15 protein-coding genes are annotated in these 12,250 nt (G+C 68.0%); 10 read left to right on the top strand and 5 right to left on the bottom strand.

What is annotated here, in order from left to right:
• The first annotated feature begins 191 nt into the window (after positions 1 to 191).
• Both ACT53R_RS11110 and ACT53R_RS11105 read left to right on the top strand, forming a co-directional pair.
• The gene (locus ACT53R_RS11110; RefSeq protein ID WP_476171939.1) at positions 192 to 2,078 is read left to right on the top strand and encodes a hypothetical protein; all 1,887 of its coding nucleotides are present in this window, start codon (positions 192 to 194) and stop codon (positions 2,076 to 2,078) included.
• A complete protein-coding gene (locus ACT53R_RS11105; RefSeq protein WP_476171938.1) occupies positions 2,075 to 2,572 on the top strand; it encodes an N-acetyltransferase family protein in 498 nt (165 codons plus the stop codon). Before ACT53R_RS11110 ends, ACT53R_RS11105 begins: the two co-directional genes overlap by 4 nt.
• A gap of 19 nt (positions 2,573 to 2,591) precedes the next feature.
• Here the strand turns inward: ACT53R_RS11105 and ACT53R_RS11100 are convergent, their stop codons facing one another.
• Positions 2,592 to 2,984: a hypothetical protein gene (locus tag ACT53R_RS11100; RefSeq protein ID WP_476171937.1), complete on the bottom strand. Its 393-nt coding sequence runs from the start codon at positions 2,982 to 2,984 to the stop codon at positions 2,592 to 2,594.
• A gap of 74 nt (positions 2,985 to 3,058) precedes the next feature.
• Positions 3,059 to 3,517: a hypothetical protein gene (locus ACT53R_RS11095; protein WP_476171936.1), complete on the bottom strand. Its 459-nt coding sequence runs from the start codon at positions 3,515 to 3,517 to the stop codon at positions 3,059 to 3,061.
• A 116-nt stretch (positions 3,518 to 3,633) separates the two neighbouring features.
• Here ACT53R_RS11095 and moaB point away from each other — a divergent pair, with 116 nt between their 5' ends.
• The 4 genes from moaB to ACT53R_RS11075 all read left to right on the top strand — a co-directional run bounded on the left by moaB (position 3,634) and on the right by ACT53R_RS11075 (position 6,331).
• Complete coding sequence (gene moaB / locus ACT53R_RS11090) at positions 3,634 to 4,152, top strand: molybdenum cofactor biosynthesis protein B (RefSeq protein WP_476171935.1); 519 nt, start codon at positions 3,634 to 3,636, stop codon at positions 4,150 to 4,152.
• Positions 4,153 to 4,156: 4 nt separating this feature from the next.
• Positions 4,157 to 4,549: a helix-turn-helix domain-containing protein gene (locus ACT53R_RS11085; RefSeq protein ID WP_476171934.1), complete on the top strand. Its 393-nt coding sequence runs from the start codon at positions 4,157 to 4,159 to the stop codon at positions 4,547 to 4,549.
• Positions 4,550 to 4,705: 156 nt separating this feature from the next.
• A complete protein-coding gene (gene ppk2, locus ACT53R_RS11080; RefSeq protein WP_476171933.1) occupies positions 4,706 to 5,494 on the top strand; it encodes a polyphosphate kinase 2 in 789 nt (262 codons plus the stop codon).
• A gap of 318 nt (positions 5,495 to 5,812) precedes the next feature.
• Positions 5,813 to 6,331 (top strand): hypothetical protein, encoded by a 519-nt coding sequence (locus ACT53R_RS11075; protein ID WP_476171932.1) that lies wholly within the window; start codon positions 5,813 to 5,815, stop codon positions 6,329 to 6,331.
• A 663-nt stretch (positions 6,332 to 6,994) separates the two neighbouring features.
• On the opposite strand, the gene ACT53R_RS11070 is transcribed toward ACT53R_RS11075, so the two are convergent.
• A complete protein-coding gene (locus ACT53R_RS11070) occupies positions 6,995 to 7,702 on the bottom strand; it encodes an energy transducer TonB (protein ID WP_476171931.1) in 708 nt (235 codons plus the stop codon).
• Between the two features lie 99 nt (positions 7,703 to 7,801).
• Between ACT53R_RS11070 and ACT53R_RS11065 the strand changes: the two genes are divergently transcribed.
• Complete coding sequence (locus ACT53R_RS11065) at positions 7,802 to 8,023, top strand: hypothetical protein (protein ID WP_476171930.1); 222 nt, start codon at positions 7,802 to 7,804, stop codon at positions 8,021 to 8,023.
• Between the two features lie 81 nt (positions 8,024 to 8,104).
• Here the strand turns inward: ACT53R_RS11065 and ACT53R_RS11060 are convergent, their stop codons facing one another.
• Complete coding sequence (locus ACT53R_RS11060; protein WP_476171929.1) at positions 8,105 to 8,872, bottom strand: helix-turn-helix domain-containing protein; 768 nt, start codon at positions 8,870 to 8,872, stop codon at positions 8,105 to 8,107.
• A gap of 123 nt (positions 8,873 to 8,995) precedes the next feature.
• On the opposite strand from ACT53R_RS11060, the gene ACT53R_RS11055 reads away from it, so the two are divergent.
• From ACT53R_RS11055 to ACT53R_RS11045, 3 genes are read left to right on the top strand one after another with little or no spacing between them, the layout of a single operon-like run.
• A complete protein-coding gene (locus ACT53R_RS11055) occupies positions 8,996 to 9,745 on the top strand; it encodes a hypothetical protein (RefSeq protein WP_476171928.1) in 750 nt (249 codons plus the stop codon).
• 34 nt (positions 9,746 to 9,779) lie between these two features.
• A complete protein-coding gene (locus ACT53R_RS11050; RefSeq protein ID WP_476171927.1) occupies positions 9,780 to 10,238 on the top strand; it encodes a hypothetical protein in 459 nt (152 codons plus the stop codon).
• Positions 10,238 to 11,056, top strand: a complete 819-nt coding sequence (locus ACT53R_RS11045) for a DUF2145 domain-containing protein (RefSeq protein WP_476171926.1) — start codon at positions 10,238 to 10,240, stop codon at positions 11,054 to 11,056. The genes ACT53R_RS11050 and ACT53R_RS11045 overlap by 1 nt, the downstream gene beginning before the upstream one ends.
• A gap of 25 nt (positions 11,057 to 11,081) precedes the next feature.
• Here ACT53R_RS11045 and ACT53R_RS11040 read toward each other — a convergent pair whose 3' ends face one another.
• On the bottom strand, positions 11,082 to 12,131 hold the full coding sequence (locus tag ACT53R_RS11040; protein WP_476171925.1) for a sulfate/molybdate ABC transporter ATP-binding protein: 1,050 nt from the start codon (positions 12,129 to 12,131) through the stop codon (positions 11,082 to 11,084).
• Between the last annotated feature and the right edge of the window lie 119 nt (positions 12,132 to 12,250).

The raw sequence follows: 12,250 nt of genomic DNA, 5'->3' as shown, positions 1-12,250 counted from the left end.
ACGGGATTCACGCTTCCGGCCGCCACCCGCATCGAGCGTCCGACCGGTCACACATCGATGCCCGACGGGCACGCACACTCCATTCAGGTCGCGATCCGGCGACCGACGCGCTGCGCCCCGGTCGGACGGGGGCGCACCAGGGGGCGCGGAACGATCTGCCATCGACAAGGATGCGAGCCCGAGTGACCGTCATGCCCCCGCGCCAGAGTTCCCCCGCCATTGCTTCGACCCGTCCCGCGCCCGCGTTCCGCCTGCGCACCGTCGCCTTCGCTGTGGCCGTCGCCACCGTCGCGGGGCTCGCCGTCGGCGCCCCGCTCAAGGCGATGCTGGCCCGCCGCGGCGCCCAGCCGGAAACCGTCCACGCGCCGCTGGCCGAGACCGGCCGCCGCCCGGTGCGCTCACAGGGCGCGATCAGCGCCGCGCAACTCGCGCAGATCCCGATGAACCTCACCTTCGTCGACACCGCGCGCACGCCGTACACCCGCTTCAAGACCTGGGTCGACACCGCGGTCGCCGGCAACCCGGGCTACGCCTACCAGGCCCGCGACTCGGCGCTGATGTACCGCATCACCCGCGACGGCAAGTACTGCACGCACGCGGTCGGCATGGTCGAACAGCAGGTGGCGCAGGCCGAGACCGCGATCGCCGCCGGCCAGAATCCCGAGGTCGCCTACGACTCCTATCTCGACGTCGGCCCGATGATCGGCGACCTGTCGATCACCTACGACACCTGCGCGGCCTTCCTCACCGCCGCGCAGCGCACGCGCTGGTCGGCCTACGCCGAGCAGGCGGTGTGGAACGTCTGGAACTACCAGAGCGCGAAGTGGGGCGCGCGCTCGGCGCCGTGGAGCGGCTGGTCGATCGACAACCCGGGCAACAACTACCACTACAGCTTCCTCGAAGCGACGATGTACTGGGCGCTGGCCTCGCGCAGCAACACGTGGATGGCCCTGCTCAAGACCGACAAACTGCCGAAGCTGGAGGCCTACTACCGCGCCCTCGGCACCGGCGGCAGCCAGGAAGGCACCGGCTACGGCACCGCGCAGATGCGCCTGTTCGAGATCTACCGCCTGTGGCGCGACGCCACCGGCATCGACCTCGCCAACGCCAACACCCACGAGAGCAACACCATCCGCTGGTGGGTGCACGCCACCGTGCCGACGCTGGACCGCTTCGCGCCGCTGGGCGACCAGTCGCGCAGCTCCACGCCGGACATCTACGATTACCACCGCCGGCTGGTGCTGGAAGCGCGCCACCTCACCCAGGACACCCGCGCCCAGAGCATCGCCAGCTGGTGGCTCAACAACATCAGCGTCCAGCAGATGGGCTCGGGCTTCAACTTCCGCTACGACCTGCTGCCCGCCGGCACCGGCGGCACCGCGCCTAGCGAGCTGTACTACCTCGGCAGCGGCACCGGCCACCTGTTCGCGCGCACCGGCTGGGACAAGGCCGCGATGTGGATGTCCTACGTCGCCGGCCCGTACATGGAAAGCCACGCCCACCAGGACCAGGGCGCGTTCACGCTGTTCGCCAACGACTGGCTGTCGGTGACCGAGAACATCTGGACCCACAGCGGCATCCAGCAGGGCAGCGAAGTGCACAACACCCTGCGCTTCGAGCGCACGAACACCACGGCGGCACAGTGCGGCAGTCCGGCCAACGACAAGGTCGTGCATCAGTGTTACGGCACCACCTCGACGATGACCGTCACCTCCGGCGCCGGCGGCGCGCTGACCGTCAGTTCCAACCTCGCGCCCGCCTACGCCGGCACCACGTACGTGAAGAGCTGGACCCGCGCGCTCGACTTCTCGAACCGCAAACTCACCGTGCGCGACAACTTCGCGCTGGGCAGCGGCACGACCGCGACCTTCCAGGTGCAGACGCCGGTGCAGCCGACGATCAGCGGCACCACCATCACCGCCGGCAAGCTCAAGGTGCGGGTGCTGGAACCGACCAACGCCACGATCACCCTGCGCAACTGGAACAGCGTCGACGCCGCCGAGTACACGAAGGGCTGGCGCATCGACATCGGCGGTGGCACCACCACCTATCTGGTCGAGCTGAGCGAAGCGCCGTGAGCGTCGCAACGTCGCCGCGTTCCCTTCCCCGTGCGGCCATCGCGGTCCGCCGCGCGGGGCTGGACGATCTCGGCGACCTCGTCCCGCTGTTCTCCGACTACCGCGTCTTCTACGGCCAGCCGCGCGATCCCGAGACCGCGCGGCAGTTCCTGCACGCGCGCCTGAGCCGCGGCGAGTCCACCGTCTTCGTCGCGCACGTCGACGGCGTACAACACGCACCGCCAGTCGGTTTCGTGCAGCTGTATCCCATGTTCTCGTCGGTGCGCGCGGCCAAGCTCTACGTGCTCAACGACCTGTACGTCGCCGAACACGCGCGCCGCAGTGGCGTCGCGCTGGCGCTGCTGTCGGCCGCGGCCGAGTTCGGCCAGCGCGAGGGCGCGATCCGCCTCGAACTCGAAACCGCGCACGACAACCACGGCGCGCAGGCGCTCTATCGCGGCAACGGCTGGCGCGATTACGACGGCACGAAGCGCTTCCACCTGCCGCTGACGTGAACCGCGGCCGGCATCGACCTCAGTTGGTGTAGGCCGAGCCGTGGGTGATGCTGAGGTACGAGCACACGCCGCTGCCGTCCCACATGAAGAAGACCACCGAGCTCGGGCCGACCGACTGCATCATGTCGATCGCCAGCGGATCGGTCGTGGTGCAGCTGGCGCCGACGCCGTTGCGATCGCGCGCAGTGCAACTGCCCAGCGTGCCGCCCGACGGGCCGCGGTTGGTGTTGCAGTGGATGTACTGCACCATGTCGCTGGAACGGCGCGCGGAATTGACGCCGCCGTAGGCGTAGGACGACGCCGGATAGACGCGCACTTCCATGCCCGTGTCATAGCTGTAGCCGGCGAATGCCGGCGCGGCGAGCAGGGCGATGACGACAACGGCGGAACGAACGATCGCGAGACGCGGCATGGAACGGACTCCGGAAGGTGGCCGTGGATCGGCCGATAAGGAAAGAGGACGCCGGCGAAGGCCGACGAATGCGATCACGGCACCACGCGCACCGCGCCGCGGTTGATCGCGCGCGACAGCGCCAGCGAGACCGGCAGGCGCTCGCCCTCGGGCAGGGTCATGATCCGCGCCCGCAGCGCTTCGAGTTCCGCATCGCGCAGCGTGCCGCCCGCGGGCAGCAGGGTCGCCAGCCGCGCATCGGCAACGTCCAGCGGCATCGCCAGCGCCGGATCCTGCCGCCGTGCCGTCGGCGCCGCCGTCGCGGACTGCCCGGCACCGGCCGCCAGCCGCGATTCGATGCGCCCCAGCGACGCCGCCATCGCGGCCTCCATCGGCGTGGGCGGCGACGGTTCGCCCGCGGTTGCCATGCCCGGCGTCCCGGCACGGGGCGCGGCCAGCATCGCCTCCAGATGCGCGATGCGCTGCAGCGACCAGACCTGCAAAACGACGAGCAGCGCCCAAGCCGCAACCTGCCAACCGAACCGTCCCGACATGCGTCGCACTCTCCCCTCGCCGCCCCGCGGCCGTCGCGCAGGCTAACGCGACGACGACGAGCGACCGGCCAGCCACTCGATTCCCCGCCCACCGGTTTCGGGCTACCCTGCCGGCCATGACCGCAGTAGCCGACTTCATCCCGCTTTCGCTGTGCGTGCTGACCGTTTCGGACACCCGCACCCTCGCCGACGACAGTTCTGGCGCCTACCTCGCCGACGCCCTGGCCGCCGAAGGCCATCGCCTCCACGCCCGCGCCGTGCTGCCCGACGATCGCTACCAGTTGCGCGCGCTCGTCTCGCAGTGGATCGCCGACACGTCCGTCGACGGCATCCTCGTCACCGGCGGCACCGGCTTCACAGGCCGCGATTCCACGCCCGAAGCGCTGCTGCCGCTGCTGGACAAGCAGATGCCCGGCTTCGGCGAACTGTTCCGCGCGCTGAGCTTCGAGGAAATCGGCACCAGCACGCTGCAATCGCGCGCCTTCGCCGGCCTGGCGAACGCGACCTTCCTGTTCGCCCTGCCCGGCTCCACCTCCGCCTGCCGCACCGCCTGGGAAAAGATCGTCCGCGCCCAGCTCGATTCCCGCACGCGGCCATGCAACCTCGCCACGCTGCGGCCCCGCCTCAAGGAGTGATCCCATGTCCATCGGCAACACCCTGCGCCTGCTGACCAAGGCCACCGGCCTGAGCGTGACCGACCTCGCGACCGCGATCCCGCGCGCCGGCGTCAACACCGTCAGCGCCTGGCTGAAGGACGAGAAGATGCCCGGACGCGACCAGATCGACGCCCTCGCCCGCACCTTCGGCGTACCCGCCGGCGCGCTGCTGTCGGAACTCGCCAGCACCCTCGATCCCGCCCGCACCAAGGGCGAACACGGCCTGCTCGCCGCCTACCGCGCACTCAACACCAAACAACAGGGCGCGCTGCTGGAAGTCGCCAAGAGCATGGCCGCCGGCGCCCGCGACGAAGACGACGCCCCCGCGCGTCCTGCGCGCAAGCGCGCGCCCGCGAAGCGCACCCGCCGCGCCTGACGCGTCCGCGCTGCGTGTGATGCACGCCCGCCGCCCCCCTGTCATCCCGAGCATCGCGAGGGACCTGCTTCTGTTTGCGCTCGCGAGGTCCCGGAAAAGCAGGTCCCTCGCGATGCTCGGGATGACAATTCATCGCTTCGCCGACCGGACACCACCATGAGCAAACCCGGCAAACTCAAGCGCAAGGACTACGAAACCCTGCTCGAACCGATGCAGCGCGAACTCACCGACATGGCGCGCTGGGTCACCCACGCCGGGCAGCGCATCCTGGTGCTGATCGAAGGCCGCGACACCGCCGGCAAGGGCGGCGTGATCGACGCGATCTCCGCGCACATCAACCCGCGCCAGTGCCGCGTGGTCGCGCTGCCGAAGCCGAACGACCGCGAGCGCACGCAGTGGTATTTCCAGCGCTACATCGCCCACCTGCCCGCCGCCGGCGAGATCGTGCTGTTCGACCGCAGCTGGTACAACCGCGCCGGCGTCGAGAAGGTCATGGGCTTCGCCGACGACAAGCAGGTGAAGGCGTTCCTGAAGCAGACGCCGGAGTTCGAGCGGATGCTGGTCGACGACGGCATCCTGCTGTTCAAGTACTGGCTGTGCTGCGACCAGGCCGAACAGGAAAAGCGCTTCGCCGAACGCCGCGAAGACCCGCTCAAGGGCTGGAAGCTTTCGCCCATCGACCTCGACGCCCGCACGAAATACGCCGACTACACCAAGGCCCGCGAGGCGATGCTCGAAGCCACGCATACGAAGCACGCGCCGTGGACCCTCGTCGACTTCAACGACCAGAAGCGCGGCCGCCTCACCCTGATCCGCGACCTCCTCGACCGCCTCCCCGACACCGCGATCCCGCCGGACACCATCGACTTCCCGCCGCTGGAAGGGAAGCCGAAGAAGGAGAAGTATTCGGTGGTGGAGCCGTTGGAGGGGTTTGATGCCGACTGAGTTAAAATGATTTTAAGTTTGGCGGCAGCATCTTGGCACGGGCAGACGAAGCGCAACCGGTATCTACTGATGACGCCTCGGGTACGCCTAGCCTATCGGAGCCGCATAGCTTGTGGAAAAAAGCATCATTAGCATTATTTATCGAACAGTGCGCGCGCCGAATATCGCAATCGCCCCCCCAAGCGCGAACCAAACCCTTCCAGCGCAAGCCCATGGCCTTCCATCAAGTCCTAATTGACCGGATCGGATCCGAAAGCACAGAATCCGCACTAAGCCCTACATTTCGCCTAACTGCGGGAAAGCACTCAGGAGCAATCCATGGCAACCAGGGAAGAACACAAGAAAATCAAAGACGAGGTGGATCCTGAGTACAGGCAGTGGCTTGTTGTGGCGGAACAGAAAGCACAAGACGACTATGACAAGACTGTTCTTACACTGTCGGGCGGGGCACTAGCAATTTCATTTACCTTCATCAAAGACATCGTAGGCGAGAATCCAATCCATAGCGCCTTATGGCTCGTGGCAGCATGGGTTTTCTGGGCATTTAGCACATCAGCGATGCTGGGGTCTTTTTTTGTGAGCCGCCTAGCCCTACGAAAAGCTATAGTTCAATGCGACGATGGAACAATATTTTCCCAATCGCCCGGAGGCTTTTATACAAAACTTACCCGCCTTCTGAATGGTTGCGGCGCAATCGCATTCCTTATTGGCGTTTTCTTTATGGCCGCATTCGTCAAAACAAACCTCACACAGAGAGAAATTTCGCATGACAGACAAGAAGCCACACAGCCAGCCGCCTGCCAGCCCGCCAGCACCAAGACAACCAAGAAAAGATGAAGGCTTTGGCACCGACAGCAGGCCGACACGCGGCTATGAACCTCCCCCGCCGAAACGCAAGGGCACTTAATAATCTGCCTCGAACCGTCCCGCATCATGCCAAGGCCCATAACTCGTATAGCCGCGCGCTAGGGCGCGCCCTAACCAAATAGTTATCTATAGGGTTCGCCCCGGCGCACCTCCTGCGCACGAGCGCGTAGCGCGCAGAGTGGAATGACCCGTAGGGTGGCGGTGAGCGTAGCGAACCCCACCGCGAACCACGGCATGCGCGTCATCAAGCCGGAAGCACCGCGCGCGCTGTCGAGATCACCGCAACCTCCCTCATCGCAATGGTGGGGTTCGCTGCGCTCACCGCCACCCTGCTTCGCTACTCGGATGCATCCACATCCCGTCACCCCGGCGAAAGCCGGGGCCCAGCCTTGACGGCCTTCATTTCTCGGGAAGCGGGATCCCGGCTTTCGCCGGGATGACGGTCTGGAATCGCGGTCGTCGACATCGGTGGATGCCGACCACGATTCCCGGGTCGCACAGCATCCTGCAATGCACGGGTATAGCGCGCAGAATGGAGTGATCCGATGATGGCGGTGAGCGCAGCGTACCCCACAACGAACCACGGCATGCACGTCACCGACCTGACATGCAGCGCTGCAAAACGACGACGCGCTACACCCGCTTCAATTTGAAATTCACCACGACGATGCCGCTCGCGGCGACCGGCTTGCCGCCGCGGATCTCCGGCGCGAACGTCCATGCCCGCAGGACCTGGCGGCGGGCCGCATTGTCGAGTTCGGGGTAACCGCTGCTCTGCACGATCGCGACCGAAGCCACTTTCCCGTCGGCGCCGACGAACACCTTCAGGTAAACGCTTCCCTCGATGGCATGACGTTCCGCGAGAAAGGGATAGTAGGGTTCCGGCGCATCGATCGACTTGAGCCTTGAGTCGCCCGGCAGCGGCACACCACCGCCCGTTGCGCCATGCCCGGAACCCGCCGGATCACCTCCGGGCCCCGCCGCGGTGCCGGCGCCGTCGGTCCCGCCCGTCACCGGACCCGCGATCTCGCCTCCATCGACGACGGGAGAAGGCAGTACAGCGGCTGCAGACCGCATGGCCTGTCTTGCAGGCGCGGCGACCCGACTCGGCGCCGGCCGAAGTTCGGTGTGCGTGCTCGCGACAGAGGTCGGCCTTGGTTCAATGCGGGATTCGACCCACGCCAGCAATGGCGCCTGTTCCGAGTCCGGGGGCTTCGACGCGAGGGATGTCCTTCCCGGCATGGACAACACGAATGCAGCGATCAGGTTCAACGTGATCGCCGCCGACATGCCGACGATGCGGGCGCGATCAAGCCGCTCTCCATCCGGATTCGTGCGCATGGAAAACCTCCCTGAACGCAATCTAGCACGGCGAATCCGGTCCAGAAGCGCGAAGGCGGCCATCGGACCACGACGCCCGCGCGAGCCCCGACCAAAGTCATGCTGACCTCCGATACGCGCGCGGCCATGTCCCTGCGGGCAGACTGCCGATGCACTTTCCACCACGGGATTCACATGATCAGGAAGCTGTTCGTCGGCATGCTGGCCGCCTTCATCGGCATCGGTGTCGCCTCCGCCGGCTATCAGTTCGGCAAGCACTTGAAGACCACGCTCGCCCGATCCAGCGCGGAGGCATGCGCCGACACGACAAGAGCGGCGTGATCGATCGCGTAGTGACGAGCTCACGGCCACTTTGTGCGCTTTCGATCGGCGTTCGCGACGAGGGTTTGTCGCAACGGCGGGTCAAGACCCGCCCTGCTTCGGCGCGGCGGTGTCGAGCGCGCGGCGGTAGCCCTGGAACAGTTGCAGCAGCCATGGCTTCTGCGCGAGGACGAGGCTCACGCCGATGCGTTCCTTCGCGGGCAGCGTGGCATCGCGGGCGAGCAGCGTGTCGAATTCGCGGACCACGTCTTCCAGGCGCTGGCGCATGTGGCGGATGCCGTCGATGCTGAGGCTGCCGGTGAGCAGGAACAGGCCGTCCTGCTCGCCATCGAAGGCGTCGGCGAAGTAGTCGGTCAGCAGCTTCTCGCGGAAGTAGCGCTCCATCGGGCCGCCGCGACGCCAGCGGAAATTGCGCGCGGTCAGCGCGCGGGCGCGGTTGCCGGGCAGCAGTTCGATGATGCCCAGCCGATCGAGCTTCACCAGTAATCCCGTCCACTGCGGCTCGGTGAAGGCGAACTGCGCCAGCACGTCCTGCTGGCGCCAGCGGTTGAGGCTGAGGAACAGCGCCAGCAGCAGCGCGGGATCCGATACCAGCGCCTTTTCCTGCGCCTCGGTCAGCTGCGCCATGCTGTCGCGACCGCGCGCGGACTCCGCGGCCAGTTCTGCCAGGCCGATGTCCAGCACGTCGCAGATCTGCTCCAGCCGCTGCAGGCTCATCGCGCGCAGCGAGAACATGCGTTTGACCGCCGCCTCGCTCATCTTGATGCGCGAGGCCAGCTCGCGGTAAGTCAGGCCCTGGCCGCGCAGCAAGCGCTTCAGGGCGTCGATCAGTTCGACGGAGACGGCCATCAGTCGCGTTTTCCGATACCGGGCAGCCTCGCTATCTACACTCGGTACAGCCGGATTGCAACGTCGGCGAGGCCCGGTGTCTGCTCGGTCATCGCCGCGACCGCGGCCGATCCGGAAATTCCCATGCTGCCTGCCCCCGTCCTGCCCGTCTTCCGCCGCGCCGGCTTCGCGCTCGTGCTGCTGGCGATGGCCGCGGGCAGCGCGTGGGCGCAGACCACCTCCGGCATCAGCCTGCGGATCGGCACCACGCCGGTCGAAACACGCATCGCGGTCACCGCCGATGCCCGCCGCATGGTGTTCGGCTCGCTGCGTTCGACCGCACCGCTGGCGAAGGTCGAACTGATCGATCCCGCGGGCCGCACGGTCCGCAGCGACACCGGCGCCGCGCTGAAACGCATGCCCGCGGAGCAGGCGGTGCATCCGGAACTCGGCGCCGTCTATTTCCTGCCCGAACTGCGCGACGCCGCGCCCGGCACGTGGCGTCTGCGCTTCGTGCCCGCGGGCAAAGGCGCGGGGCGGATCGTCGGCGCGGTGTCGCTGCGGCCGCGCCACGAACTGATGCTGCCGCTGGTCGAATCCGGCTGGCAGGCCGGCAAGCCGACGCTGATCGAGGTGCTGGCGAGCGACAACGGCGAAGCGCTGGCGAACCTGGGCGGCATCCGCGTGTGGATCGAGGACGCGCGCGGTCGCCGCGTGTTCGAAGGCACCGCGCAGGCGAACCTGCGCAACGCGCGCGGCATCCTGATCAGCGACGACCCGCGCAACTACCTGCTGCTCGCCACGGTGCCGGCCAAAGGCCGCTATCGCATGATCGCCACCCATGCGCTCGGCGGCCGCGAGGTGCGCACCGAGCGCACCATCGACGTGCACTGACCGCTGCGCACCGACTGCCTTCGAGGACATCGCCATGCTCATCCACCTGCCCCGCCGCGCGCGCTCGCCGGTCGTGAATTCGCTGCGCATCCGCCTCGCCGGCATCGTGGTCGTGCTCGGCGGCCTGCTGATGCCGCCCGCCGATGCGCATCCGAACGCGTCGGAACGCCAGTCGCAGGCCAGCGTCATGGCCTCGGCGGAAGTGCCGGTGGCGGTGCTGCACGCGCTGGCGCAGGGCGGCAAGTTCGTGATCACCAGCGTCGCCGTGGTCGGCGGCGTGGCGGCGATCACCGTCTCGGGCGTGGGGCTTGGCGCCTCGTTCGTGGTCCATCTCTCCGTGGAAGCGGTCGAACGGCTGGCGATCGCCGCCGGCAAGACCGTGGACGCGGTGGCGGTCAGCGGAGGCTGGCTGCTGATGGCCGCGGACGAGGCGCTGTGCTTCATCGCCGACGACGCCACGCGCACGCACATCCACTCGCGTGCGTTGACGTGATGCGCGCGCGCCTGCATGCGTGGGCGCTTGCGGGCGCGCTGGCGCTGATGGCGGCGCACGCGCATGCAGGCACGACCTGCGAAGCGACCACGCCATCGCCGCGCGCCGTCGCCGACGCAGCGGCCACTGCGCACACCGTCATTGCGGCGCTGGACGAGGTGGACGCGCCGGTCGCGCTGGTGTCGCGGGTCGGCACCGATCTGTCGAAGCACGGGCTGCGCTACAGCCACGCCGGGTTCGCGGTGCGAGACCACGCCGACGGACGCTGGACCGTCGTGCACCTGCTCAACGACTGCGGCAGCGAGCGCGCATCGCTGTACGCGCAAGGCCTCGTGAATTTCTTCGCCGACGATCTCGTCGCGCAGGACGCGCGCATCACCTGGCTGCGGCCCGACGTCGCCGAACGACTGGCGGCGACGCTGGTCGCGCTGCGCGGCGATCCGCTGTTCGTGCCGCGCTACAACCTGATCGCGCGGCCCGGCAGCGACGACTACGAGAACTCGACCGCGTGGGTGCTGGAACATCTCGCGGCGGCGACGCGCGACGACGTGCACGATCGCGCGCAGGCGTGGCGCCTCGCGCAGTCGCTCGGCTACCGGCCCGGCCACGTCCGCATTCCGTACACCAAGCGCGTGCTCGGCGGCCTGTTCTCGGCGAACCTGGTGTTCACCGACCATCCGGTGGCGACGCGGCTGTCCGGCGACTATCCGGTGGTGACGGTGCGCTCGATCCTGGAATGGCTGGACGCGGCGGGACTGATCGCCGACGAACGCGAATGGCGCGACGGCCGCGCAATGGCGCGGCCCGGCCAGGGCTGACGCACGCGCTCAACCACGCGATCGATCACGCGCTCCGCGGCAGGAAGCGCACCCGCAGCGGCTGCAGGCGCAACTGCTGGCCCGGCGTCGGCGCAGGCGCGCCGGGCACGTCGGCCATGTCCCACTCGAACGGCTGCGCGCCCTCGCCCACCGCCAGTTCGACGGTGGTGCGATCCGCGCGCCGACGCGTGGCGAGCACGGTGCCGACGATGCCCTCGCCCGCATCGACCGGTTGCAGTTCGTGCGGACGCAGCAGCGCGACGACCTCGCCCTCCCCGCACTCCGGCGCGGGCAACGTCACCGCGCCATCATGGGTCGAGAACACGCCGTCGCGCACGCCGCCTTCCAGCGTGTTGCCGCGACCGACGAAGCCGAACACGTAGGCCGACGCCGGCGCCGCGTAGATCGCGTCCGGCGTGCCGACCTGCTCGATGCGGCCGTGACGCATCACCACGACGCGATCGGCCAGTTCCAGCGCTTCTTCCTGGTCGTGGGTGACGAACAGCGTGGTCTGTCCGGTGCGTTCGTGCAGCTTGCGCAGCCAGCGCCGCAGTTCGACGCGGACCTTGGCATCCAGCGCGCCGAAGGGTTCGTCCAGCAGCAGCACGCTGGGATCGATCGCCAGCGCGCGCGCCAGCGCGACGCGCTGCTTCTGTCCGCCGGACAACTGGTCGGGATAGCGGCCGCCGAGCTCGGGCAACTGGATCAGGCCCAGCAGTTCCTCGACGCGGCGCGCGATCTCCGCGCGCGGCGGACGCTGCGCGCGCGGCCGGCAATGCAGGCCGAAGGCGATGTTGTCGGCCACGGTCATGTGCCGGAACAGCGCGTAGTGCTGGAACACGAAACCGACGTTGCGTTCGCGCAGGCTCAGCCGCGTGGCGTCTCGTTCGCCGAACAGCACGCTGCCGGTGTCGGGCGACAACAGGCCGGCGACGACGCGCAGCAGCGTGGTCTTGCCGGAGCCGGAAGGGCCGAGCAGCGCGATCAATTCACCCGACGCGATGTCGAGATCGACCCGGTCGAGGGCCGCGACGCCGGGATAACGCTTGCTCAAACCGCGAATGCGCAACTGCATGTCAGTGTTTCCCGTGCGAGGCGACGATCGCGTCGCCATGCTTCCATTCCAGCCGTGCCAGGACGCATCGAGGCAACGGCAGACGTGTCACCGGCACCCCGGGCGCCGAGCGTGGGAGT

It is taken from the genome of Lysobacter sp. DMC104 (assembly GCF_056313665.1).
The sequence above is the reverse complement of the archived record's forward strand: the minus strand, read 5'-3'. Positions and strand labels throughout refer to the sequence as shown.

Bases quoted from the DNA above. Each gene is read 5' to 3' on its own strand.
- ACT53R_RS11110 (WP_476171939.1), top strand. From the start codon at position 192: ATGCCCCCGCGCCAGAGTTCCCCCGCCATTGCTTCGACCCGTCCCGCG.
- ACT53R_RS11100 (WP_476171937.1), bottom strand. From the start codon at position 2,984: ATGCCGCGTCTCGCGATCGTTCGTTCCGCCGTTGTCGTCATCGCCCTG.
- ACT53R_RS11095 (WP_476171936.1), bottom strand. From the start codon at position 3,517: ATGTCGGGACGGTTCGGTTGGCAGGTTGCGGCTTGGGCGCTGCTCGTC.
- moaB (WP_476171935.1), top strand. From the start codon at position 3,634: ATGACCGCAGTAGCCGACTTCATCCCGCTTTCGCTGTGCGTGCTGACC.
- ACT53R_RS11085 (WP_476171934.1), top strand. From the start codon at position 4,157: ATGTCCATCGGCAACACCCTGCGCCTGCTGACCAAGGCCACCGGCCTG.
- ppk2 (WP_476171933.1), top strand. From the start codon at position 4,706: ATGAGCAAACCCGGCAAACTCAAGCGCAAGGACTACGAAACCCTGCTC.
- ACT53R_RS11075 (WP_476171932.1), top strand. From the start codon at position 5,813: ATGGCAACCAGGGAAGAACACAAGAAAATCAAAGACGAGGTGGATCCT.
- ACT53R_RS11070 (WP_476171931.1), bottom strand. From the start codon at position 7,702: ATGCGCACGAATCCGGATGGAGAGCGGCTTGATCGCGCCCGCATCGTC.
- ACT53R_RS11065 (WP_476171930.1), top strand. From the start codon at position 7,802: ATGCTGACCTCCGATACGCGCGCGGCCATGTCCCTGCGGGCAGACTGC.
- ACT53R_RS11060 (WP_476171929.1), bottom strand. From the start codon at position 8,872: ATGGCCGTCTCCGTCGAACTGATCGACGCCCTGAAGCGCTTGCTGCGC.
- ACT53R_RS11055 (WP_476171928.1), top strand. From the start codon at position 8,996: ATGCTGCCTGCCCCCGTCCTGCCCGTCTTCCGCCGCGCCGGCTTCGCG.
- ACT53R_RS11050 (WP_476171927.1), top strand. From the start codon at position 9,780: ATGCTCATCCACCTGCCCCGCCGCGCGCGCTCGCCGGTCGTGAATTCG.
- ACT53R_RS11045 (WP_476171926.1), top strand. From the start codon at position 10,238: ATGCGCGCGCGCCTGCATGCGTGGGCGCTTGCGGGCGCGCTGGCGCTG.
- ACT53R_RS11040 (WP_476171925.1), bottom strand. From the start codon at position 12,131: ATGCAGTTGCGCATTCGCGGTTTGAGCAAGCGTTATCCCGGCGTCGCG.